This window comes from Flavobacterium sp. 22659 (assembly GCF_052044235.1).
Classification (GTDB): domain Bacteria; phylum Bacteroidota; class Bacteroidia; order Flavobacteriales; family Flavobacteriaceae; genus Flavobacterium; species Flavobacterium johnsoniae.
Genome location: NZ_JBQEMU010000009.1, coordinates 1 through 25174, shown reverse-complemented (window position 1 = coordinate 25174; position 25174 = coordinate 1). Strand labels below are relative to the sequence as shown.

Sequence of the window (25174 nt, the reverse complement as noted above, 5' to 3'; positions counted from 1 at the left end):
AAGACACATTTTTACTTTTTAAATGTGTCTTTTTTTATTGTAAAATAGGAAAGCTTATTTAATTATAACTTTTTTAACTATTTGTGCTTCAGTGTTTTCTATGAATATATAATAAACTCCTGATGCTATTCCTTTTAAATCAATATAATTTTCAAGACTGTCAGAATTTATAGTTACAGTTTTTACAAGTTTTCCTAAGCTGTCATATACAGCTGCTTTAGTTAATACAGCATTTGTTATATATAAATCTCCATTAGACGGGTTTGGATAAATATTTATTTTATTAAAAATTTGATCATTTGTCCCTAAAGTTTTACAGGTAGACGAGTATTCTGCTGTTTGATCTTTTGAATCAGTCCAATTACCAGTTGAAAAAGAAGGATTGTCAACTTTTATACAAGACAATTTTGCATTGTTTTTTAGATTTAAATTAACCAAAATGCTGTTATTTCCGTTTTGTAAATTCAAATCGTTTAAATCATTATTAGAACAGTTTATTTCGATTAGATTTGTATTCTTGGATAAATCAAGGCTTGTTAACTGATTATTTGAGCAATCAAGATTTGTAAGCAAAGTATTGTTTGATAAATCCAGAGTTGTTAATTTACTTGGGCTTGAAGAAGATTTTCTAATAATAATCTGCATTCCGTTACAATAAAACTCTTTCAATAATTTGTTATTAGAAACATTAACGCTCGTTAGGGGATTATTTGAAATATCAAGATAAGTTAACTGAGTATTAGCAGACATATTAATTGTTGTAATAGAATTTCCTGCGCAGATAAATTTCTCTAAAGCGGTAAAGTTTTCAAGTCCGGTTAAATCTGATATGTTTGAATTTGAAATATCTAAAAACTTAATATTACTAATGCTGGAAGTAGAAACTCGGCCGTTTTTTCCGTCAGTATCTATACCGGCGCTAATTAGGAAATCTTCAAAATTAGAATCGGTTATCAATGTGGTATTGTTACAATCGTTGCTGAATTCTGCAGATGCATCTTTTCTGGTTGACCATTTTTCGTTTGAATATTCTGCATTATCAACTTGAATACAAGTTAAATCAGGATTATTTCTGAAATCGATTTGATAAATAGTATAATTTGGGTCTGGGTTTGGAAAACTGTCAAATAGCGTATTTTTTCCATTTTTTAAGTTCAGATTTACCAATTGGTTAGATTCACATTCTAACCAACTTAAATTTTTATTGTTAGATATGTCCAGACTTGTAAGTTTGTTGTTGCCGCAATTTAAAGTGCCTAGTTTAGTGTTATTAGAAACATCTAAGGCTGTTAATTTATTATTATCACAATATAGATAATCCAGATTTATATTTTTTGAAACATTAAGATTGGTAATTAAGTTTGAATTACAATCAAAAGAACTCAATAAAGTATTACTTGAAACGTCTATGTTTGTTATTTTGTTTTTATAAATCAACAATCTAGTTAATGCAGTATTTCTGGAAACGTCTAATGTTGTTAATTGATTTGTATTGCATATTAATGATGTCAAAGCAGTGTTGTTTGAAACATCTAAAGTAGTATACAGGTTATTTCCAGCCCATAATTCAATTAATTTTGTATTTAAACTGATGTCTAAATTCGAAATTTGATTTGAGGTACAGGTTAATGATGTTAATTCTTTATTTTGCGATACATCTAAACTTGAAATTAAATTATAGCCAAGATCTAATTTCGTTAAGGCTTTATTGTTTGCTACATTTAAACTTGTTAATTTGTTTGATGCACATTGTAAAGTTGTTAAGTTTTTATTATTGCTTACATCTAAAGTAGTGAGTTTATTGCTGTAACAATTTAAGTAAGTCAAAGCAGTATTTTGTGATACATCTAAGGTTGTTACCAGATAATTATTATTACAATCCAATGTTGTTAATTTGGTATTTTTTCTAACATCTAAAGCCGTTAAAGTATAGTTTCCATAACATTTTAGAGATGTTAAAGACGTAAAAGCTTCAAGACCGCTTAGATTTGTAATATTACTGTATGAAACGTCTAAAGAGGTAACATTATTAACGTTTGAGGTTAAAACTTTCCCGTCTGGCGTTCCTGTATCGATTCCTAATGTAATTAGTTTCTTTTCGAAATTACTGTCAGGGATAAGTGTATATAAACCGTACTGACAATCATTTGAATAACTTGCTGATGCGTCTTTTGCAGCAGACCAGTTTGCAGTAGAGTTTGTTTCATTATCAACCTGAATACAAGTTAAAGCCGGATTTGCTTTAAAGTTTATACTTTGAGCAGCAATTAATTGATTGTAACCATTTTTTAAATTTAAATTTGTTAAAGAACTATTGTTACAAGTTAAACCAACTATAGCAGGATTATTTGAGATATCTAAACTCCTTAGTGTAGTGTAATCGCAGAAAAGATAACGCAAGGTTGGAATTGTAGATACATTTATTTCTGTAATTTTATTGGTGCTTACATTTAAATTGTCCAGTTTAATGTTTTTAGAAACATCTATTGAAGTCAATCTATTAACGTTACAATTTAAAGAAATTAATAATGGATTATTGCTGACATCTAAATTTGCAATTTGATTGTATGAAACGTCAAGAACAGTAAGTTTTGTGTTTTTAGAAACATCAATAGTAGTCAGTTTTCCATTTCCTCCTGTTTCAATATGTCCTGAATTCCCATGACAGAATAATTTTTGCAGAGCTGTAAAATCCTGAATTCCGGTTAGGTCAGTGATAGTTGTATTGGTTCCTAAATCCAATGTTGTTACTGTCGAAACATTTACGGTCAAAACTTTTCCGTCTGGAGTTCCAGAATCAATTCCTAAAGCAATGAGTTTGTTTTCGAAATTAATATCAGGAATTAAAGTGTATGGCTGGCAATTTGTTGAATAACTCGCAGAGGCATCTTTTGCATTTGCCCAGTTTGTGTTTGAATTTACTGCATTGTCAACCTGAATACAAGTTAACCCCGGATTTGCCTTGAAGCTTATACTTTGAGGAACAATTAAATCGTTGTGGCCGTTTTTTAAGTTTAAACTGGTCAAAGCCGAATTATTGCAGAATAATCCAACCATTAACGGATTTGCAGAAATATCGAGCGTTGTAAGTTTTGTATAATCAGTGCTTAAGTAACGCAAAGTTGGAATTTTAGAAACATTAAGTTCAGTAATATTATTACTGCTTATGTTTAAATTATCGAGTTTAGTGTTTTTAGAAACATCAATGGCCGTTAATTTATTGACATTACAATTGAAAGAAATCAATAATGGATTATTGCTGACATCTAAGCTTGTAATTTGATTGAAACCGCAATGCAGTACAGTTAAATTAGCATTTTTAGAAACATCAAGAGTCGTTAGTTTTCCGTTTCCGCCATCGCCTGCACGCCCGCTATTTCCTTGACAGTATAATCTTTCCAGAGCTGTAAAATTCTGTATTCCGGTTAGGTCGGTAATCATTGTATCGGTTCCTAAATCCAATGTTGTTACTGTAGAAATATCTGCGGTTAAAACTTTTCCGTCTGGAGTTCCAGAATCAATTCCTAAGGCAATAAGTTTGTTTTCGAAATTAATATCAGGAATTAAAGTGTATGGCTGGCAATTTGTTAAATAACTTGCAGATGCATCTTTTGCATTTGCCCAATTTGTGTTTGAATTTACCGCATTATCAACCTGAATACAAGTTAACTCCGGATTTGCCTTGAAGCTTATACTTTGAGGAGCAATTAAATCATTGTGACCGTTTTTTAAGTTTAAACTGGTCAAAGCCGAATTGTTACAAAATAGTCCAACCAGTATCGGATTGGCTGAAATATCCAGTGATGTAATTTTTGTAGAATAAGCACTTAAATAACGTAAAGTTGGAATTTTAGAAACGTTGAGCTCAGTAATATAATTACTGCTTATGTCTAAATTATCGAGTTTAGTGTTTTTAGAAACATCAATAGCTGTTAATTTATTGACATTACAGTTTAAAGAAATCAGTAGTGGATTATTGCTGACATCTAAACTTGTAATTTGGTTATATCCACAATGCAGTACTGTCAAATTAACATTTTTAGACACATCAAGAGTTGTTAGTTTTCCGTTTCCGCCGTCACCTGCACGCCCAGTATTTCCTTGGCAGTACAATCTTTGCAGAGCTGTAAAGTCTTGTATTCCGGTTAGATCCGTAATTGTTGTATTGGTTCCCAAGTCTAATGTTGTAACTTTAGAAATTTTTGAAGTCAATACTACTCCGTCTGGGGCTCCAGAATCAATTCCTAAAGAAATAAGCTTGTTTTCAAAATTAATGTCCGGGATAGCAGTGTAACGAGGACAATCAAGAGAATAAATTGCCGTTGCATCTTTAGCACCAGCCCATTTTGAATTAGAATAACTTACATCATCTACCTGTATACAAGCCAGGTTTGGATTGTTTGCAAAGAGGTTTTGACCAAGATTTATTAATGTATTTTTTCCGCTTTTTAGATTTAAGCTCACAAGTTTGTTAGAGGATACATCAATATTTCGAAGTTCTGTTACTTTTGAAGCATCAATTAAAGAGATTTGGTTATTTGAGCAAAATAAATGCATTAAACCATTATTCTTAGTGATATCAAGATTTTTTATCTTATTGTTAGTGCAATTAAGAAAAAAAAGTAATGGGTTGTTGGTTAGGTTTAATGAACCAATTAAGTTGTCAGAACAATAAAGTCTATTAAGTTTTGTGTTTTTTGAGGTGTTTAAAGAAGTTAGTTGATTTTCAAAACAATATAAATCTGTTAAAGCAGTGTTTTGAGTAACATCTAATGAGCTTAATTGATTGGTGTAACAATCTAATGTCTGGAGGAGTTCATTTTGTCTAACATCAAGATTTTTTATTTGATTGGCGTAACAAGATAAAAGAGTCAGTTTCGTATTTTGTCTAACATCTAATGCAGTTAATTGATTGTACGCACATTTTAAGGTTTGAAGGTTAACGAAATCCTGAATTCCAGTAAGATCTTTAATCGAACTAGAGCTGACATCTAAGGAGGTTATAGATGAAATATTCGAAGTTGGTACTTTTCCATCAATGACCGTATCTAATCCTAAGGAAATTAGTTTTTGTTCGAAATTTTGGTCAGGAATTAAAGTGTTTTGTGCGAAAGCAGATAAACTAAACAGGCATAGTAAAATAAGTAATTTTCTCTTCATAAAATTATCTTTGGATTTGGTATGCAAGTTTACAATTAATAAAATTGTTTTATCATAATATTCTGCCTTTTTTATTTTTATTTTTTTAATATTTTGAAAGAAAATTAATTCATAAGTTAAAATTTATAGCTTTAGTTATTCTTTGTAGGAATTTGTTTAAAAAAAAAGAGCTTTCAGTAATGAAAGCTCCTTAGTGTTGAGTGATAAAATGTATTTTTTTAGTTTTAAACTTTAACGTGTCCCCAGTTTTCACCGCTGGCAATTCTGCGGATCTGCATTTCGCTTACACCAAATTGTTTGGCGATCATTTTTAAACGGGTTTTTTGTTCTGGTCTTGCCAGTATTTTTTTAATTAACATGACTTTTGTTGTAGTCAGTTTTCTTCCGTCGGCTTTTAAATTGTGTTCTATCAGGTTTTTCTTGGCCTGAATTACACGCGGACTCTTGCGGCTGTGCGCCATCATTTCTTGTTTTGTTGCCCAGCGTAAATTGCTTACATCATCGTTGCTTCGGTTATAATCCAGATGCAGAACATAAGTTTGATCTTCAGAATCTTTTGGAATAAAATATTGGGCTACTAATTTGTAAAGAAATAAGTATTTGTTAATGATTTTGTCGTCTTTTTTGACTTTAAATCTAAAAGTTGGATATCCGTCACTCAAACCGCCTTTAAGGATGCGGCCGTTTTCAATTTCATCAGTAAAGCTTATTAGTCTTCCTCTGTTTGAAATGGCATATTTAAGTTGTAATGAGGCGTTTATTTCTATTTCTTTGAATACTTCGTTAGGGTAAAATCTATTATGTGGCATTTTTCTTTTTCATTTAAATTTTGTCTCTCAAAGATAAAGAATTCCGAAATGAAGAATGCTATTGTGCTGGTAATGAACTATCAATTTTATGATTCTTATAACGCTATTTTAACGTTTTAAAATGGTTTTGACAGTTTTTAGGCAGATTTTGATTCCTAAATTATGAATAATTCAGTTTTTTGATTTTGGGCAAAAGCCAAAATTTAAGAGAAATTGAAGCTGAAAATTATTGATCAAGCCAGTTTTTGAAATTATTTATTTCTTTTTTGCTAATCATAATAGGGTCATCTTCGACTGGTGGAACCGTAAGAATTAATTCGATTTTTTGATTTGAATGTTTTACGACTTCTTTTATAATATTTCGGCTTACGATATATTTTCTGTTTACTTTAAAAAAAATAAACGGATCGAGGCTGTTTATGATGTCTGTAAGTGTATTGTTGTATAAGTAACTGTTACCAGATTTTACATAGATAAACAAATGCTTTCCGGATGCTGCAAAATAGTTGATTTCAGACTCGTTTACCGAAATTAGCTTATAGCCGTGGTTTACTAAAAAATGACGCTGTATTTTGTTTGTTTCGGGATTTTCTAATGCGACTAATGACCGCACTGCAGCATCGGTATTAAAACTTTCTTTTATTTTTTTGAATTTGAATAAGGCTTCTAATAATTCCTGTTCTTCAAAAGGTTTTAAAAGATAATCTATGGTAAAGTGTTTGAAAACCGAAATAGCGTAAGAATCATAAGCCGTAACAAAAATAACAGGGCAGGAGATTGTGGTTTTTTCAAAAATCTCAAGACTTTTTCCATCACCAAGGTGAATGTCCATAAAAGCGAGATCGACATTGTTATGTTTAAAAAAGTCGACGGCTTCTTTTACAGATTTTAAAACTGTAATTTCTGCAATCTGTAAAATTTCCTGCTGCTCTAAAATCGATTTTAGATAACTGGAAGCAAGATATTCGTCTTCAACAATGGCAATTCTCATTATTCTTGGCTGATGTTAAAAAGTTTCATTCAATAAAATGAAGTTCTTAATGGTTGTGCAAATATAATTGTCTCTGGATTTTTTACAATATGTTTTTAATGTTGTTTTTGTTTTTTGTTGTGATTAAAATTTATTTTCTGGCTAAAAAGCAAAAAAGGCCCAGTTTTGCAACTGGACCTTTTTCAAAAAAAACAATAGGTAACTTATAGATTGGGATTGTTTAATCTCGCGTTTGCTGGTACTGGAATAGTATATCGCGGATCGTTTTGTGTCAAAGTATAGGTTTGACTTAAGAAAGTGTGAACAATTTGTTTTTGAGTTGTTCTTCTTAAATCATACCAACGCTGTCCTTCTACAGCAAATTCACGTTGTCTTTCTGCTAAAATAAAAGTTGTTAAATCAGCTGCATTCATTGCTGCGATTTCACTTTCAAGCTTTGTAAATCCAGATGCTGTATATCTGTTTTTGATGAAAGTTAAAACTGTTGTTTTAGCATCAGCCAGATTATTCAATTTTAATGAAGTCTCAGCTTTAATTAAATACAATTCAGATGTTCTGAAAGAGCATTTTTGATCATCATTAGCTCCTTTTTGAATTCTGAAATTACTTCCGTTTGCTGCAAAGTAAATTGGAAAACGTAAATCTGTAGTTCTGTTATAAGCAGCAAGTAAATCATCTGATGCATATGATAATAATTTAAGACCATTATCATAATTTTCTTCAAGCGCTAAAATAGATTCTTTTGAATCAAATTTGGTTGCTAATACCGGAGTTGCTTTTAAATCAACTAAAGCATTGTTTATAGCTAAGGCTTTATTAGCTGCATCCTGAGATTTCTGCCATTGCTGCATGTATAGATAAATACGGCTTTCTAAACTATACAAAGCGGCTTTAGAAAAACGATAGTTAAATCCTTTTGGCTGCGTGTTTAAATTAAGTAAACTTTCTGCTTCTTGAGTGTCAGAAATAATTTGATTGTAAATTGCTTCAACAGTTTGAGAAGGATAAGTCTGCTCTAAATCTACTTTTAATGCTAATGGAACACCTTTGTCAGATCCTGACGTTGCAGGATTGAAAGGTTTACTAAATAAGTTAATCAAATCAAAATAAGCCATTGCTCTTAAAGCATAAGCTTCTCCAATTAGTTGATCTTTTTCAGGAGAATTTGATAATTTTCCTTGAGCATCATTAATTAGTACATTCGTATAAAAAATTACCGTATATAAATTTTGGTATGGAAAAGTCATTGTTCGACGATCTGTACCAGCATCTTTCCAAGCGTAGATATCCTGGTATAATGGAATTTCGCTATCGCCGTCACCATCTAGTATTAATTCATCAGTACGAACTGCTGTTATCGATTTGTGATCAGGATAAGCTACATACCCTGTTGTAAGGACACCACGATAATCTTGTAATGTTTCAGGAATTACTTTTCCGAGAGGTTGGATGTCTAAATAGTCATCGCAGCTTGTTACAGCAATTGCAGCAACAAAAAGTAAAATATATTTTGAGATTTTTTTCATCTTTAATTTTATTAGAAAGTTACATTACATCCTAAAGTGAATGACTTAGGAACTGGTTGTGCATAAATGTTTCCAAAAGTTTCAGGATCAAAGTAACCTTTGTAATCAGAGCTTACTACGAATAAGTTTCTTGCCTCAACATTTAATCTGATACTTGCTATATTGATGTGATCTGTAAACGTTTTAGGGAATGTATAGCCTAAACGCACACTGCTTAATCTCATGTAGCTCATTTCACTTGCATAAATGTCTAAGTAATTTAATGTTTCTACTTGATTTCTTCCTGCAAAAAATTGATTTGCCATCCAAGAATCTCCAGTTCCGCCTGTTTCACTTGTAATTCCAGGTAAAGTAGAAGATGTATTTGTTGGAGACCAAGCATTTAATATATCTCTACTGTAGTTTTGTCCTCTGTCTACTAATGTTCCGTTATAAGGAGGAGTTCTTGTAACAGTCTGCTTAATGTTGAAAGAAGCTGCAACTGTAAGATCAAAATTACTTACCTTGAATGTATTAGTGATACCTCCTGTGAACTTTGGATCTCTATCTCCTAAGTAAACAAATAAATCTCTAAATTCTGCTGGAGTTAATCCTGAGTCAGAGATAATTCCTGGAAAATCTGGGAAACCATCTACCAGTTTAAAGAATGTTTGAGCGTTTACAGTTTCTCCATTTTTGTTTACAAATAATGGATATCCATTTTCGTCAACACCATTAGTTTTAAATCCAAATACTGCATTTACAGCGTAACCTTCCTGATTTGGTAAGTAACTGTTATCTCTAATTTGTAAACGGTCTACGTTACTTTTATTGTGAGAAAAGTTAATACTTGTATTCCACTTAAAGTTAGGACGGTCGATGTTTTTTGTAGACAAAGTAATCTCATAACCTTTGTTACTTACTTGTGCCCAGTTCATATTTGTAAATTCAAAACCATTTTCTAATGGAAGTGATCTAAGACCAATTAAGTCAGTACTTTTTCTTCCATAAATATCAGTTACAATGCTGATACGGTTGTTGAATAAACCAATGTCTGCTCCAATATTCGTGTTTGTAGTTTTTTCCCAACGTAATTTTTCATTAGGCGGGCTTATAACAACAACAGTTTGTTCTGTATTACCAGGAAGTATTGTACCTGTACTGTTTGCACCTACTACATAAGGAGAAGTACCTTTGTCAATATTACCTTGTAAACCGTAAGAAGCACGAAGTCTTAAATTAGAAAGTGTTAAATTATCTTTTAAGAAATTTTCTTCAGACACTGCCCATGAAGCAGAAGTTGAATAAAGCGGCAGGTATTTGTATTTTGGATCTACACCAAATAAATCAGAACCGTCGTATCTAACACTTCCAAATACACTATATTTTCTATCATAAGTATATGATGCTGTTGCAAAGAATGATGCAAATGCATTTTCATTTTTAGTTTTAGCATACGTTCTCCAAGTTGCTCCTGTTGCGAAAGATGCATTTGGGAATAAGATTGGCTGCGTTGTTAAATTCTGAGCATTATAACCAAAACCTTTAGTAGAAATTGATGTTGCGTCATTACGTCTTAACTCATTACCAACCATTGCTTCAATTTCGTGTTTCTCTCCTAAAGTTTTAGAGTAGTTCACCATTGTTTTTAGGTTGTACTGAAAAAAGTCAGCATTAGAATTTTGGATAATACCTCCAACTGGAAGGAAATATTTTTTTCCACCGCTAAAGTAGCTTGATCTTTCTCTTTGTACTCTTGTGTAGTAGCTGTTTTCACCAGCATATTTTTCAGTAGATGTATTATCTAACTGTAAACCTAACTGAGAAGTTACTCTTAAATCTTTAGTAACTTTATATTCAGCATCTAATAATGCTTTTATAGATCTTGTTTTTAAATCGTAAGAAGTATTTTCTCTTTCTTCTAAAAAGTTAAATGGAATATAATCACCGCCAACAAGTCCTACAACATCTTTATCATATTTATAACTTCCATCTTCATTAAAAGGAGTTAAATATGGGTTTACGTTTCTAGAATAATTTGCAGGATTTGTATATGCATTAGTATCTGTTAAGTAAGATGAAGTTTTGTTCTCTGAACCAAAAAGACTAACACCAACTTTGAATTTATCTGTAATTTCGTAGTTGTTTTTTAAGGTTACGTTGTAGCGTTTGAAACCTGTTCCTACAGTTGTTCCTTTTTCATCATAGTATCCTAAAGAGAAATAGTAATCTGATTTTTCACCACCTCCAGATAAACTTAAACCGTGCTGTGTATTGATAGCAGTTTGGTACAATAAGTTACCCCAGTTTGTATTGTTGTTTCTTAAAGCATTGATTGATTCTTGTGTTGCACCGCTTAAAGCAGAGAATCCTCCGGCTCTGTATGCATTTAATTCATTTGCTCCGTTTAAGATACGGGCAATATCACCAGATGTATCTCTGTAAGTTAAATCCTCGCGGGAAGCAAGACCAAGTTCGAAATCAACTTTTTCGTTTGAGTTCATTAAGTTTAATTTAGAAAACTCAGGTCTTTGTGTAATAAAGGTATTAGTGTTAAAACTTACAACCATTTTACCAGCGCGTCCTTTTTTAGTAGTTACTACGATTACACCATTTGCAGCACGAGCACCGTAAATAGCTGTTGCAGCAGCATCTTTTAAGATTGTAATATCTTTAATGTCATCTGGATTTAAACCAGCAATAGAGTAGTTGTTTAATACGTCGATGTTGTCTTTATCGAAGTTTTTTGGAACGTCATTTCCTTCTAATGGTAAACCATCTAATACCCATAAAGGATCTTGTGTACCATTTAAAGAAGCTGTACCCCTGATTCTGATTTTAGCAGGTGCTCCAGGTGCTCCAGAAGGTGTACTTACAGCAACTCCGGCAATTTGTCCAACTAATAATTGGTCAATGCTCGAAACCCCAGTCTGCTGGATTGCAGCCATGTCGATTTTTGTAACCGCAGCAGTAAGTTTTCTTTTCTCGATTTTTTGGTAACCAGTTACTACAACCTCCTGAAGTTTTGCAGTTTCAGATTTTAAGTTAACTGTATAGTTTTTTTGACCGTCTAATTCAAGAGTATACGATTTATATCCCATGAAAACAACTCTCAAAGAAGTAACATTTTTTGCAATTTTCAAGGTGAATTTACCATCGAAATCTGTAGTAGTTCCAATAGCTTCACTTTGAATAATACCTGCCATAGCAGTTTTGTTTGAAATGGAATTATTCTCAACAAAGATAGACGCACCAGGAATTGGCGACAAGTCTGCTTCATCTTGAATGATCCCCGTAATAGTTCGGGTTTCCTGCGAGTATCCTGCGATGGCCAGGAACAGCAGTAAGGCATGTAGAATTTTTTTCATGTTTTGGGTTTGTAATTATTAAAAGGTTGTATTATTCAGGGCTTTCTCGATTCGTTGTATTAAATCGCGGTAATGGTTTTGGGTCGATTGATCTCCGGTGCTCTTTTTTAGTTTTAATAACTGAAGCACTTTTGATAATTCTCCTTTTTTATCTGAGGTTACTTCTGTAACTCTTTTCAAAAAATAGTTATTAATGTTTCTTGCCGTATGTTCATCATCTACAGAACATAAATGAGGCATTTGTAATGTTTCTTTAAGTTGAATTGTTTTTTTAGCATCTGTTTTTTCAAATAATTTATTTGTCGAAATAATTAAAACATCTACATAATTCTTTTGCGTCATACGCTCCAGAATAGTAAGTGATTTGTTTTGGATAGTTCCTGCAAATACACTTTGGTGTAATTTTTTAAACAAATCATTTACGGTAAAAACCTTCTCATTGGTTTTATTTCGCTGATATAATTCATTTTCTGTCATTCGAAGCAAACGTTCATCAAATAATAAACTATACATAACCTCGTACTGTAATGCTCTTGCCATTGTGTATGGTGTGTACTCATAAGGTCCAAGAGGAGAATCTTTCAGCGGATTTGTTTTGTCTAAAATGTCATTGAAAAACAACCACTGTGGAATCGTAATTACATTTTTAATTAAATAATCGGCTGCTCTTTTCTGCATTGCTGCAGGAACCGGAACGTAACTTTGTTTGTTGTCGCCGTGTACTGTCGTGTTTAAGTAAACACCGCCAATATTGGTTAATACATGATCATTGTATGTTTGCCATTGTCCGATAGTTCCAACATATAGTTTACCAGTTTCGTAGTAAGACTGATCTTTATCATACGTCCAGTTTATAATATTGTCTACAACACGCTTTAAGTTTTTTAAACCATATTCACTTGCTTTTACAGCATCGTTTCCTAAATCTTCAGACTGTGAACGAGGATCAATCGGAACGCCTGATTGCTGCTCACCGTAAAAATAAATGGGGTCATTTTGATGTTTTGTAAGTAAGGCGTTTAGTTTTGCTGTTTCGTTTTCGTTAGGCGAATACCATCTGTAACCCCATTCTATTGCATATTTATCATATTCTCCAATTTTTGGAGTAATAACTGTAACATTGTCTTCCGGCTGTGCCACATAATTGTATCGGGCATAATCCATGATAGAAGGAGCAGTGCCTCCCATTTTTGCTGTAAATTCTTTAGATCTTAAAGATTCTACATCATAAGCGAAAGAAGCGCCCATATTATGTTTTAAACCAAATGTGTGTCCTACTTCATGAGACGAAACAAAACGAATTGCTTCTCCCATATGTTCATCACTGAATTTGTTTCCTCTTGCTTTCGGGTCAATTGGTCCAGTCTGAATACGCATCCAGCTTTGAAGCGAAGTCATTACATTATGCCACCAGATAATATCGGCCTCAATAATTTCACCGCTTCTTGGATCAACCACAGATGGTCCCATTGCGTTTGATTTTGGCGATGCAGCATACGTAATAACAGAATAACGCACATCATCAATGTCAAAATCTAAATCTTCTTCAGTAGGTTCTTTTGCAATAACGGCATTTTTAAATCCGGCTTTTTCAAAAGCTGCCTGCCAATCGTGTACCCCATCAATGATGTTTTTTCTCCATTGTTTTGGAGTCGATGGATCGATGTAATAAACGATTGGTTTTTTCGGCTCTACTAATTCACCTTTCATATAACGTTCTTCATCTTCTTTCTTTGGTTCTAAACGCCAGCGGGTAATCAATTCTTTTTCAAGCATTGCCTGCTGTGCATCGGCAAAGTACCAATGCTTTTCAGTAAAAAAACCAATTCGTTTGTCAGAAAAACGAGGTTTCATTGGAGTTTTATCCAATAAAATAATATTAGTTGTCACACCAAGCGTAATGGGTACTGTTGCACCTCCATCGCTTAGTGAAGTTGTCATTTGTGATTTTACAACAATGTTTTTAGGAAAAGATTTTAATCCTTCTATATAGGATAAATCAGATTTTACAGAACCGTTTAAGCCAATGTTGCCCATAACATCATTGAAGCTTTTTTGTTTTCCATCAAAAATCTTGTTTACTTTAATTACAACAGCGCTCGAATCGTTGTTTTTGGTTTCAATATCAAAAACTTCAATAATAGATTCGGCAAAATTATTAATTACAGATGCTGTGATGGCATCATCTTTAGGAGAAGAAACTTTAGGCTGATAGGTTTTTACCCAGACTTTCTTTGCAATAGTATCTTTATAAAAGGAAATAACTTTATTTTCATAATTCATTCCTTTATTTAATCCGGCTTCGTTAAGATCATAAGGAACCTGAGATAATTTGTTTACAATTAGAAATTCTCTTTTAAACAAACTATCCTGAATTTCAAAATATACATCGGTTTTAACCTGAATGATATTGAATAGTCCTTTTTTAACAGTTCCCTTTTTTATAAGGTCGCTATATTTTTTGCCTTTTTTGGCGTCAGTAGAATCTTTTTTTACAATTTCACTCTCAGTTTCTTTTTTCTTTTTCTTTTGGGCAAGAACTGTAACAGGAATGAATAATAATAAAATTAGTAAGCAGAATAATTTTACATTATGCAGGAATGCCTTTTCCTTCATTTTGATGTTAAGTTTAAGTTAATTTTCGTCGAAACTATTCGATTTTAGCTCAGAAAAAAAACAAAACGGAGTGAATGGCTTTTTTTTAGGAGTGAATGGATATTAATGGCAGAATACATACGAATTTGCCGTCATTTTCTGAAGTTATTAAATTGGTTCTGGAGTAGAAGTTATAGATACTTAACAAGTATTTTAAGCCAAAATTTGTGCCAGGCTCGCTGTGAGTCTTTTTTTGAAGATTATTAGTGATTATGACCTGATCTTTTTGAATTAGAATTTCAGTCGTTAACGGATTTTCCTGTGTTGCCATATTATGCTTAATAGCATTCTCAACCACTACCTGAAATCCCAGATAAGGAATGAACTTTTCGAGCGCTTCTTCGTTTTCAATTTTAATAGAAAAGAATAATTCTTCCTTAAAACGAGTCTGCTGTAAAAAGATATATTTTTCTATAAATAATAATTCATCCTTAAGCGGTACAATATTTTTTACAGGCGGATCAATTAAATAACGGTAAATGCGGGATAAGTTCAGTGTAAATTTTTGTGCCGTTTTTACATCGCTTCCTACTAACATATAGAGTGAGTTGAGCGAATTAAATAAAAAGTGCGGATTAATCTGTTCCTTTAAATGCTGCAGCTGAATAAGTGCTTTTTCTTTGATGATTTTTTCATTCTCAACCAAAAGTCTGTTTTTTTCTTTAATCGCAATTCCTTTCTCTTTATAAGCACGTCTGTTGGCATACGAGAATAAATAGAAAATCAGCAGAAGCATTACTGTTGTAATCGAATATATCCAGGTCGAATATTTATTAATCAACGCTACATTTTCGTCGCTGACATTTTTTGGAAAATTGACACATATAAACCAATGTGTGTTTCTAAGGTCTAATTTTTTTGTAAATCGAATAACATCCAGTCCTAAATATTCAGACATGGTAACTCTTTTTACATAATCCTGCTTTTTAGGAAATATAGTGTCAATGGCACGGGTAGAAGAAACCTCATAAATATTTTTTCCTATAAAATTCAATTCAGGATGATAAATACATCTTCCTGACTTATCAAAAATAAAAGCATAATTGTTAGTCGATTTAATGTCTATACTGGAAAAATAATCAACAAGTTTTTTTAAGTTGATATCGTAGCCATAACGAACAACTGTGTTTTTTGAAGTAAGTTTAAAATAAATTCTCCAAACCCATTCTTCTCCCTGCGGAATAATAACACTTATGTGATCCTGATCTTTATTTTTTTTGATAAAATTTTCTGCATCTTTTTTTAGATCATCCGAAATTGAATCAGTTCCAAACTGAATTTTATTATCATTTATTTGAAACCAATTATCGGCCACCAATAAATTGGTGTTTTGAACCGAAGACAAAACATGTAAGTTAGAAGCCAGTTCTTCTGGTTTACTTATTTTTAAAACGTGCTTTATTCTGTTTTCCTGTTCCAGAAATTTTGAGAATTCCTGCGACAAAAATTCCTGCTTTTTAATAAAGTTACGCTGTGCTGACTCTTCATTTGCTTTTTCGGTAAGATCAGTAATCAAATTACTCAATATATATACAGAAGAAACCGTAATAAGAATAGAGACGGCTATGTAAATTAAAAATGCACGTCGGGATGTTATTTTTTTTAATCTAAATTTCAAAGAAGTATCAGTAATTTAATTCGCAACCGAGAATTGAGAATCGTATAAGTTTTTATAATATCCATCAGTTTTCATTAATAATTCCTGATGAGTTCCTTGTTCCACAATCAAACCTTTATCCATTACTACAATTTTATCAGCATTTACAATTGTTGCCAAACGGTGTGCAATAATAATTGAAGTTCTTCCTTTTGTAATTGTTTCCGTAGCACGCTGAATCAATTCTTCAGAATAGGTATCAATAGACGAAGTAGCCTCATCCAAAATCAAAATACTTGGGTTGCTCACATACGAACGTAAAAAAGCAATCAATTGTCTTTGACCAGACGAAAGCATAACGCCGCGTTCCTTAACATCAAAATCATAATTATCTGGGAGACTCATAATAAAGTCGTGAACACCAATTTTCTTTGCAGCATCTAAAACCTTTTCGCGTGTAATTTCAGGATTATGAAGCGTAATATTATTGTAAATCGTATCGGCAAACAAAAATACATCTTGTAAAACCACAGCGATTTGTTTTCGAAGCGAAGCCAAAGTGTAATTCTCAATATTTTCTCCATCAATACAAATCGTACCGCTGTTGATTTCATAAAAACGATTCAGCAGATTGATAATAGTCGATTTTCCTGCTCCGGTTGAACCTACAATAGCAACGGTTTGTCCGGCATTTACAGATAAATCGATGCCCTTTATAACTTCTTCTTCGGGAATATAACTAAAACGAACTTGTTTAAAATCGATACTTCCGTTAAAAACCGGAGCTTCAATTGTTCCTGTATCCTGAATATGATCCTGAGTATCGATAATGTCAAAAACACGATTGGCTGCAATCATTCCTAACTGCATCTCGTTAAATTTATCAGCAATCTGTCTTAACGGATTAAAAAGCATCCCGATAAACATCGTATAAGAAAACAAATCTCCAAATGTTGTAAAATTATCACCGTTCAAAATTTTGAATCCTCCAAAAACTACAACTAAACCTAAAGTAATCGACGAAATAATATCGGCAATAGGGAAGAAGATCGAGTTGTATAAAATGGTTTTAATCCACGCAACTCTGTGTTTGTCGTTAATGACTCTGAAATTTTCGGCTTCGATTTTTTCGCGGTTAAAAAGCTGTACGATTTTCATTCCCGTAACACGTTCCTGAACAAACGAATTCATGTTGGCAATCTGCGTACGTACTTCCTCAAAAGCCACCTGCATTTTACGCTGGAAAATTCGGGTAATGTAAACCAGAATTGGCATGGCAACCACTACAATCCAGGTAAGTTTCCAGTTCATATAAAACATAAAAATCAAAACCACCAGCATTTTCATCAAATCACTTATAATCATAAACAATCCCTGACTGAAAATACGGGCTATAGATTCAATATCCGAAACAGATCTGGTAACCAGCTGCCCAACCGGAACCAAATCAAAATATTTCATTCTAAAACTTAAAATGTGTTTGAAAAGTTTGTTACGAATATCTTTTACAATATCCTGTCCGAGCCAGTTTGCCCAATACACAAAATAGAACTGGGAGAAAACCTCCATCAGCAAAACCGCTCCCATTAAAATAATGTATAACAGTAAGCCAGTCTTGTCGTGCGTTTTGATATAGCCGTCGACCGTTTGTTTTAATAAATAGGGTCTTAGTGCTGCGAAAATAGAGAGCGAAACCGCAAAAACAATAACGCCGTAGTAACGCCATTTATAAGGTTTCGTATATTTTAAAATCCGTTTAAATAAACCGGTATCAAATGCTTTTGCTTTCATTTTTCTGATGCTTTAAGCTTTAGGCTTTAGGCTGTAAGCTATTAGCAGTAAGCAGTAAGAAATAAGCCTGAAGCCTATTATCTAAAGCTTAAAGCTTATAAATAATCGTAATAAATTTTGGTTAAATACAAACCATGCGCCGGAACCGAAAATCCGGCTTTTTCTCTGTTTTTGCTGGCAATAATATTTTCAAAATCTGCCAGCGTGATTTTGTGTAATCCGATATTAATTAAAGTTCCCACAATTGCCCGAACCATGTTTCGTAAAAAACGGTTTGCCGAAATTGTAAAAACCAGTTTATTATTTTCCTGTTTCCAATATGCCTCAAAAATCGTGCAGTCAAAAGTATTAACATCAGTATTTACTTTTGAGAAACATTGAAAATCGGTATGCTTCAATAATATCTTTGCAGCCTCATTCATTAAATTAACGTCGAGCTTTTGAGTCACGTACCAGCTCAGTTCTTCTAAAAACGGATTTTTAACTGTATTGATATGATATTCGTATGTTCTTTTTGTTGCGTCAAATCTACAGTGCGCATCATCGTGAACCGGAATCAGGTTGTAAACTGCAATATCTTTTGGTAAATACGAATTGAGCTTATGAACCAAAACCAGAATATCAACTGATTTTTCTAAATCAAAATGTCCGTACATTTCCTCGGCATGCACCCCAGTATCTGTTCTTCCGGCACCCATAACATTTATGGTTGAATTTAATAAAACCGAAAGCGCTTTATTTAAAGTTTCCTGAACTGAAGAAGCATTTGGCTGAAACTGCCAGCCATGATAATGAGTTCCGTTATAAGCAAAATGAATAAAATATCTCATTGTGAGGTACAGAGGTTTTGAGGTGCAAAGGTACAAAGATTTTTTCTTTTTGAGGTTCAAAGGTTCAAAGGGACAGAGGTTCAAAGTTTTATTTTTAGGGATGTTGTAAAAACGTCTCATTTGTAGAGATTCAAAGCAGGCACATAATGTCTAATAAGTAAATAAAAACAGAATTTACACATAGTTATTAATGTTTTTATACAGAAAAAACCTTTGTACCTTTGCATCTATGAACCTTTGCACCTTAATAAAAAATTGAAAAAAATCCTTCTCCTTTCAGATACACACTCTCATATTGATGATACCATTTTAAAATATGTCGCTCAGGCCGATGAAGTCTGGCATGCGGGTGATATTGGAGATTTGCACGTTACAGATACTATCAAAAAGCTGAAACCGCTTCGTTGTGTATATGGAAATATTGATGATGCAAAAGCGAGATTAGAGTTCCCATTGCATAATAGGTTTATGTGTGAAAATGTCTCGGTTTGGATTACGCACATTGGGGGTTATCCCGGAAAATACAATCCAGCCATTAGAGATGAAATGGCTTCAAATCCGCCTAAATTATTTATTTGCGGACATTCGCATATTTTAAAAGTGATGTTTGATAAAAAAAATAATCTATTGCACATGAATCCCGGCGCAGCAGGAAAAAGCGGATTCCATCAAATGCGTACTATGCTTCGTTTTGTAATAGACGATGATAAAATAAAAGATCTGGAAATTATCGAAATCGGTAAGAAATAAAAATTACGAAATGGGAACTTTTATTTTTATAGAAGTTCCTGTGTTTTCATTTGCCCGCGATATAATAGAAAATGATCCTTTTAATTTTTTTATTCTAACCCTGATTCGGTTTAAACCAAAACCTTCAATTTCGTTGAGTTTTTCAGAATCAAAACCTTTTCCGTTGTCGTGAATAATAATAATTAACTGATTCTTATTTTCATGCAGTGAAATTTGAGCTTTCTTCGCTTCACTGTGATTAATTATATTGCTTACCAATTCTGAAACAATAAAATAAAGCTTCGTTTCGAATTTTTCAGAATATCTGGTTTCTGACGCAACTGAGCTTGAAAATGCAAACTCAATACTTGAATTAGAATTTCTTTCGCATAAATCTTCTAAAGCATAAATCAGTCCAAAGCGAACCAATAGGGTAGGAACGAGGTCATGTGAAATGTCGCGTAAAAGATCATGAGCTTGTGCCAGAATGGCTTTTGCTTTTTGAATTTCTTCAGACTGAATATTGGTTTTTGTTGTAAAAACATTTAAATGCAGTCCGGCCGAAGATAAAAGCGAATTTATATTATCATGTAAAAAAGAAGCAATTTTTTTTTGTTCAGTTTCCTGACTGTCAATTCCGGCATTTATTACATTTAAGAGGATTTTCTGCTTGGTGTCTTTTCGCTTTATCTTTTGTTTTAATCGGTTGTTTTGATACACAAAATAGAAAAGAAAAAACAATATAATAATAAGAACAATAGATAAGCTTACGACTTTTTTATTTCGTAATTGTTCCAGTTTGATTTGTTTGAAAACGTTGGTTTTATTTGAACTTTCAGAAATTGTCGTTTTTGACTTTTCAGAAGAAATAGTATCCTGGCTAAAAGCTTTATTTTCAATTGGAACAAAGAAAAATACTAATATGAAAACTCTAATAAAAGACATAGATTTTATTTGATTTTGAATGTTTCTCAATTGAATTACTCGTTAATTAAATTGTTTTTTAAAGCATATTTTACAAGTCCGATAGTATTTTTTATGTTGAGCTTTTTCATAATGTTTTTTCGGTGTGTTTCGACAGTGTTTACACTAATGAATAGCTTTTCGCTTATTTCTTTTCCACTGTATTCCAGACAAATTAAGGTTACGATTTCAATTTCTCTCGGACTTAAAATAGGATTTTCGATATAAACATTCTTATTCAGTTTTGGGTTGTTTTGAGAAAACATGCTGAATATTTTTTCTCTCACTGCATCCGAAAAATATTCCTGCCCTTCATAAACAGCTTCTATAGCTTCAATCATATTTTCTCCGGCACATTTTTTTGTCAAATAACCTTTAGCACCCAGTTTCATTACTTCTTTAATGATTTTCAGGTCGTCATAACTCGATAAAATAATGACTTTGCAAGGCAGACCTTTTTGATTGAATTCTTTTAAAACTTCAATCCCGTCTTTTTGAGGCATACTAATATCTAAAACAAGAATATCAGCTTCGTCTTGAATTACATCATCATATACAGTTACGCCATTCAATGAACTGCCCACAATTTCAAAGTTTGAAACCGTTTGTAATAAATTGGTCAGTCCGTCGATCAGTACCTGATGATCATCGGCAAGATGTATTTTTATTTTACTCATAAAATGCTTCTTTGCGCAAAATGCAAATTTATGAATAAAATATCTTACAAAAATGATATTTGGAAATGATTTGGGATATTCTGTTTAAGAGAAAAATAAGGCACAAAAAAACCCGAATATAAATTCGGGTTCTCTTCGCACAAAAAATTAAGTTTATAGGTTTATCTCAAACGGTCTACAGATTTTACAAGATCTTCGTCCTTCTTGATGGCCTTATTAGCTAAAACTAATAACACGATAGCAGCAATAGGAAGAAACATCCCAATACCTTTCTCAGAAACAGCTTCTGCTGTTTCTCCAGATAAATTTAGAGAACGATATACAAACAATCCTAATAAAATTAAATTTAATATTATGTTCAGTCTGCCCATGACAAACTGATTTTGTCTTTTTTTGTATGAAATAATGCTAATGATAGTAAGCATTGTGCTTAAACCTAAAATTACAGTGTAAAGCTGGCTTTGCATGAAATAAAAAGCTTTACCTGTATTTAATGTCCAAAGCGGCATAAAAAACATTAAAACCCCAGTAACTACAAAGGTTAGAATTAAATATACGGTTTGAATTCGTTGTAACATAACTTGAAATTGTTTTACAAAAATATATTTTCTTTTTTTAAAATACTATTGTATGATTAAATTTTATTCGTATTATTGCATCAAAATACCGTAAGCACTTCATACTGCGGTCAATTGAAATAAATTATCTACCTATTCTTTTTACAGTATTTCCTTTAAAATAATTAAATTCATAGAACATTCATGTTTGATATTTCTGCATTAAAAGAAATGAAGCTTTCTGAGCTTCAAGAAATAGCTAAGCTAGCTAAAACAATAAAGATTAACGGCGTAAAAAAAGATACTCTGATTACTCAGATATTGGCGCATCAGGAAGCGGCCGCAGCACCGCCGGCAGAAACTATTGCAGAAAAGGAAGCAAACACTGAAAAACCAAAAAGAGCCCGAATTGCTCCTGCTAAAAAAACAGTTAGTAAAAGTGCTCCGGTTCTAGAATTTGATGCTGTAGAGGAAGCTCCAAAGGAAATTGTAACTCCTGCAGCTGTAGATGAAAAACAGCCGGCAGAAGCCGAAGAAGTATCTGAAGATAAAACAGCAGAGAAAAAAGGTCCAAAAGTTGTCAAATTCAATAAGTCGGCTTATGAAAAAAAGGTCGCACAGCAAAAGGAAAAAGAAGCTGTAAAAGAAGTGATTTCGACAGAAGAAACAGCAGAAAATACCACAACAGCACCAGTTGCTGAAAAAACTGAAAATACTGCCCCGGTTAAAAAGATTAATCCTAATCAGAATAAAAACCAAAATCCCAACCAGAATCAAAATCCGAATCAAAATCAAAACCAAAACCCAAATCAAAACGGGAACGGAAATGGTAACAATGGGAATCAAAACCAAAACCACAAAAACAAAAAGAACAACAACAATTTCAGAGATTCTGATTTTGAATTCGATGGAATTATCGAAAGCGAAGGTGTTCTTGAAATGATGCCGGACGGTTACGGATTTTTACGTTCTTCTGATTATAATTATTTAGCTTCTCCGGATGATATTTATTTATCAACTTCACAAATCAGATTATTTGGTTTAAAAACTGGAGATACCGTAAAAGGTGTGGTTCGTCCTCCAAAAGAAGGAGAGAAGTTTTTCCCTCTTGTTCGCGTTTTAAAAATTAACGGACATGATCCGCAGGTTGTCCGCGACCGAGTTTCTTTTGAGCACCTGACACCGGTTTTCCCTTCTGAAAAATTTAAATTAGCCGAAAAAGGCAGCTCTATATCAACTCGTATTATCGATTTGTTTTCTCCTATTGGAAAAGGACAGCGTGGAATGATCGTTGCACAGCCAAAAACGGGTAAAACAATGCTTTTAAAAGACATTGCCAACGCAATTGCTGCTAATCACCCGGAAGTTTATTTAATCGTTCTTTTGATTGATGAGCGTCCTGAGGAGGTTACCGATATGCAGAGAAGTGTTCGCGGCGAAGTTATCGCGTCAACTTTTGACAGAGAACCGCAGGAACACGTTAAAATTGCTAATATTGTTTTGGAGAAATCAAAACGTTTAGTTGAATGCGGACATGATGTTGTAATTTTATTAGATTCTATTACACGTTTAGCAAGAGCTTACAATACAGTTCAGCCGGCATCTGGAAAAGTGTTAAGCGGTGGTGTTGATGCTAATGCATTACAAAAACCAAAACGTTTCTTTGGAGCAGCAAGAAATGTAGAAAACGGTGGTTCATTAAGTATCATTGCAACTGCATTAACCGAAACTGGTTCTAAAATGGATGAGGTGATCTTTGAAGAATTTAAAGGAACTGGTAACATGGAACTTCAGTTAGATCGTAAAATTGCTAACAAACGTATTTTCCCTGCAATCGATCTTACTTCTTCAAGCACACGCCGCGACGATTTATTACTTGACGAGAAAACATTACAAAGAATGTGGATCATGCGTAAATATCTATCAGATATGAACCCGGTAGAATCTATGGATTTTGTAAACGACCGTTTCAAGAAAACAAAGAATAACGAAGAGTTTTTGATTTCTATGAATGACTAAATAAGGAACAAAGGTTCAGAGAGACAAAGTGACAAAGTTTTGTCTTGAGCTAAATATAAAAAAAGGGATGAGTAATTTTTGAACTGCCCCCAAAAAGTTAGACACTATTTGGGGGCATTTTTATGGAAAGAAAAGTCAAGTACAATTGTGAATTTAAACTTCGTTGTGTAGAAGAAGTTATGAAAAGGCATAACTCGGTTAAAGGCACAGCTAGAGCAAACAAGATAGCTGAAAGCAACCTTACATGCTGGATTAGCCGCTATAATGAATTTGGAATTGAAGGTCTTTTACCAAGGCAGAAAAATAAAGTTTATACTGCAGACTTTAAATTAAAAGTAATACAAACCATTGAAAATAAGTCTTTATCTTTGGATGAAGCCTGCTTGATTTTCAAAATTCCAGCGCAGTCAACCATAATTAGCTGGCAAAGAAAATATGCAAAAGATGATTTGGCAGGCTTAGAACTTAAATCACGTGGCAGACCAGCAGTTATGAATTTTAAGAGAAAGCAACGAAAAACAGACAAACCTTTAACCAGGGAAGAGGAACTCTTAAAGGAGTTAGAGTACCTGCGCGCTGAGAACGAAATTCTAAAAAAGTTCAACGCCTTAGTTCAAGCCGAGCAAGCCAATCAAAACAAAAAGCTCAAACCATAATGGAATTAAGGCATAAGTATGATTTAGATCTTTTGCTAAATTGTATGAACATGGTTAGAAGTACGTATTATTACTATGAAAAGAAAGGTCAGGTAATCGATAAATATCAAGAGATAAAAGATTTAATTAAACAGATTTACAATTATCATAAGGGCAGGTTAGGATATAGACGTATTACTCTATTACTCAAAAAAGAGGGGATTTTAATTAATCACAAAACAGTGCTTCGATTAATGAAATTTTTAGGATTAAAAAGTCTAATCAGAATCAAGAAGTACAGATCGTATAAAGGAGAGCAGGGAAAAATAGCCCCTAATCTACTGCAGCGCAATTTTAAGGCTGATATACCTAATCAAAAATGGGCAACCGATGTGACTGAATTTAATGTTTCTGGCAATAAATTGTACTTATCGCCGATAATCGATCTGTTTAATGGAGAGATAATTAGCTATGAATTATCGCAAAGACCAGTGTTTAATCAAGTTTTAAATATGCTTGAAAAAGCATTTAAAAAAATACCCGATAATACTAATCTGACTCTGCATTCTGACCAAGGATGGCAGTATCAAATGATACAATATCAGCATTTATTAAAGAAAAAAGGAATTATGCAAAGCATGTCCAGAAAAGGCAATTGTCTTGATAATGCGATAATTGAAAACTTCTTTGGAATATTAAAATCAGAGTTGTTTTATCTAAAAAAATACACTTCCATTAATCAATTGAAACAAGAGATTATCGAGTATATAAATTATTATAATAATGACAGGATTAAACTTAATCTAAAAGGAATGAGCCCGATACAATATCGAGCTCATTATTATAAAACTTAATTATTAATTTGTCTAAACTTTTGGGTGCAGTCTA

Annotated in this window: 15 protein-coding genes; 3 read left to right on the top strand and 12 right to left on the bottom strand. The window is 32.8% G+C overall.

All coding sequences use genetic code 11. The annotated features are described in order from the left end of the window. Positions 1 to 54: 54 nt before the first annotated feature. The 9 genes from ACTJIW_RS11010 to truA all read right to left on the bottom strand — a co-directional run bounded on the left by ACTJIW_RS11010 (position 55) and on the right by truA (position 18706). The gene (locus ACTJIW_RS11010; RefSeq protein WP_440715041.1) at positions 55 to 5160 is read right to left on the bottom strand and encodes a T9SS type A sorting domain-containing protein; all 5106 of its coding nucleotides are present in this window, start codon (positions 5158 to 5160) and stop codon (positions 55 to 57) included. Between the two features lie 224 nt (positions 5161 to 5384). Further along, positions 5385 to 5969: an NUMOD4 domain-containing protein gene (locus ACTJIW_RS11005; RefSeq protein WP_012026640.1), complete on the bottom strand. Its 585-nt coding sequence runs from the start codon at positions 5967 to 5969 to the stop codon at positions 5385 to 5387. 226 nt (positions 5970 to 6195) lie between these two features. After that, positions 6196 to 6960 carry a LytR/AlgR family response regulator transcription factor gene (locus ACTJIW_RS11000; protein ID WP_440715040.1) on the bottom strand — a complete coding sequence of 255 codons (765 nt, stop codon included), beginning with the start codon at positions 6958 to 6960 and terminating at the stop codon, positions 6196 to 6198. Between the two features lie 203 nt (positions 6961 to 7163). Next, a complete protein-coding gene (locus ACTJIW_RS10995) occupies positions 7164 to 8486 on the bottom strand; it encodes a RagB/SusD family nutrient uptake outer membrane protein (RefSeq protein ID WP_274250898.1) in 1323 nt (440 codons plus the stop codon). A gap of 11 nt (positions 8487 to 8497) precedes the next feature. Next, positions 8498 to 11833, bottom strand: a complete 3336-nt coding sequence (locus tag ACTJIW_RS10990) for a SusC/RagA family TonB-linked outer membrane protein (RefSeq protein WP_012026636.1) — start codon at positions 11831 to 11833, stop codon at positions 8498 to 8500. Between the two features lie 18 nt (positions 11834 to 11851). Beyond that, entirely contained in the window at positions 11852 to 14449 is a 2598-nt protein-coding gene (locus ACTJIW_RS10985) for a zinc-dependent metalloprotease (protein ID WP_440715039.1), read from the bottom strand. An 85-nt stretch (positions 14450 to 14534) separates the two neighbouring features. After that, on the bottom strand, positions 14535 to 16106 hold the full coding sequence (locus ACTJIW_RS10980; RefSeq protein ID WP_440715038.1) for a histidine kinase: 1572 nt from the start codon (positions 16104 to 16106) through the stop codon (positions 14535 to 14537). A gap of 15 nt (positions 16107 to 16121) precedes the next feature. Then, positions 16122 to 17876, bottom strand: a complete 1755-nt coding sequence (locus ACTJIW_RS10975) for an ABC transporter ATP-binding protein (RefSeq protein ID WP_440715037.1) — start codon at positions 17874 to 17876, stop codon at positions 16122 to 16124. A gap of 95 nt (positions 17877 to 17971) precedes the next feature. After that, a complete protein-coding gene (gene truA / locus ACTJIW_RS10970) occupies positions 17972 to 18706 on the bottom strand; it encodes a tRNA pseudouridine(38-40) synthase TruA (protein WP_149206621.1) in 735 nt (244 codons plus the stop codon). Positions 18707 to 18961: 255 nt separating this feature from the next. Here truA and ACTJIW_RS10965 point away from each other — a divergent pair, with 255 nt between their 5' ends. Then, positions 18962 to 19456 carry a metallophosphoesterase family protein gene (locus ACTJIW_RS10965; protein ID WP_073408486.1) on the top strand — a complete coding sequence of 165 codons (495 nt, stop codon included), beginning with the start codon at positions 18962 to 18964 and terminating at the stop codon, positions 19454 to 19456. A 3-nt stretch (positions 19457 to 19459) separates the two neighbouring features. Here ACTJIW_RS10965 and ACTJIW_RS10960 read toward each other — a convergent pair whose 3' ends face one another. From ACTJIW_RS10960 to ACTJIW_RS10950, 3 genes are all read right to left on the bottom strand, one after another. Beyond that, positions 19460 to 20380 carry a sensor histidine kinase gene (locus tag ACTJIW_RS10960; RefSeq protein WP_440715036.1) on the bottom strand — a complete coding sequence of 307 codons (921 nt, stop codon included), beginning with the start codon at positions 20378 to 20380 and terminating at the stop codon, positions 19460 to 19462. Between the two features lie 35 nt (positions 20381 to 20415). Then, on the bottom strand, positions 20416 to 21075 hold the full coding sequence (locus tag ACTJIW_RS10955) for a response regulator (protein ID WP_440715035.1): 660 nt from the start codon (positions 21073 to 21075) through the stop codon (positions 20416 to 20418). A gap of 161 nt (positions 21076 to 21236) precedes the next feature. After that, complete coding sequence (locus tag ACTJIW_RS10950; RefSeq protein ID WP_073408484.1) at positions 21237 to 21653, bottom strand: DUF4293 domain-containing protein; 417 nt, start codon at positions 21651 to 21653, stop codon at positions 21237 to 21239. Between the two features lie 183 nt (positions 21654 to 21836). On the opposite strand from ACTJIW_RS10950, the gene rho reads away from it, so the two are divergent. Next, the gene (rho, locus tag ACTJIW_RS10945; RefSeq protein ID WP_440715034.1) at positions 21837 to 23651 is read left to right on the top strand and encodes a transcription termination factor Rho; all 1815 of its coding nucleotides are present in this window, start codon (positions 21837 to 21839) and stop codon (positions 23649 to 23651) included. A 122-nt stretch (positions 23652 to 23773) separates the two neighbouring features. Then, positions 23774 to 25140, top strand: a protein-coding gene (locus ACTJIW_RS10940) for an IS3 family transposase (RefSeq protein ID WP_440718436.1) whose coding sequence is annotated in 2 segments (ribosomal slippage) — positions 23774 to 24242 and positions 24242 to 25140 — 1368 coding nt in all. Because the reading frame shifts where the segments join, the coding sequence is not laid out codon by codon here. Positions 25141 to 25174 lie beyond the last annotated feature (34 nt).

Bases quoted from the DNA above. Each gene is read 5' to 3' on its own strand.
- ACTJIW_RS10950 (WP_073408484.1), bottom strand. From the start codon at position 21,653: ATGTTACAACGAATTCAAACCGTATATTTAATTCTAACCTTTGTAGTT.
- rho (WP_440715034.1), top strand. From the start codon at position 21,837: ATGTTTGATATTTCTGCATTAAAAGAAATGAAGCTTTCTGAGCTTCAA.
- truA (WP_149206621.1), bottom strand. From the start codon at position 18,706: ATGAGATATTTTATTCATTTTGCTTATAACGGAACTCATTATCATGGC.
- ACTJIW_RS11000 (WP_440715040.1), bottom strand. From the start codon at position 6,960: ATGAGAATTGCCATTGTTGAAGACGAATATCTTGCTTCCAGTTATCTA.
- ACTJIW_RS10985 (WP_440715039.1), bottom strand. From the start codon at position 14,449: ATGAAGGAAAAGGCATTCCTGCATAATGTAAAATTATTCTGCTTACTA.
- ACTJIW_RS11010 (WP_440715041.1), bottom strand. From the start codon at position 5,160: ATGAAGAGAAAATTACTTATTTTACTATGCCTGTTTAGTTTATCTGCT.
- ACTJIW_RS10960 (WP_440715036.1), bottom strand. From the start codon at position 20,380: ATGTCTTTTATTAGAGTTTTCATATTAGTATTTTTCTTTGTTCCAATT.
- ACTJIW_RS10990 (WP_012026636.1), bottom strand. From the start codon at position 11,833: ATGAAAAAAATTCTACATGCCTTACTGCTGTTCCTGGCCATCGCAGGA.
- ACTJIW_RS11005 (WP_012026640.1), bottom strand. From the start codon at position 5,969: ATGCCACATAATAGATTTTACCCTAACGAAGTATTCAAAGAAATAGAA.
- ACTJIW_RS10955 (WP_440715035.1), bottom strand. From the start codon at position 21,075: ATGAGTAAAATAAAAATACATCTTGCCGATGATCATCAGGTACTGATC.
- ACTJIW_RS10995 (WP_274250898.1), bottom strand. From the start codon at position 8,486: ATGAAAAAAATCTCAAAATATATTTTACTTTTTGTTGCTGCAATTGCT.
- ACTJIW_RS10975 (WP_440715037.1), bottom strand. From the start codon at position 17,876: ATGAAAGCAAAAGCATTTGATACCGGTTTATTTAAACGGATTTTAAAA.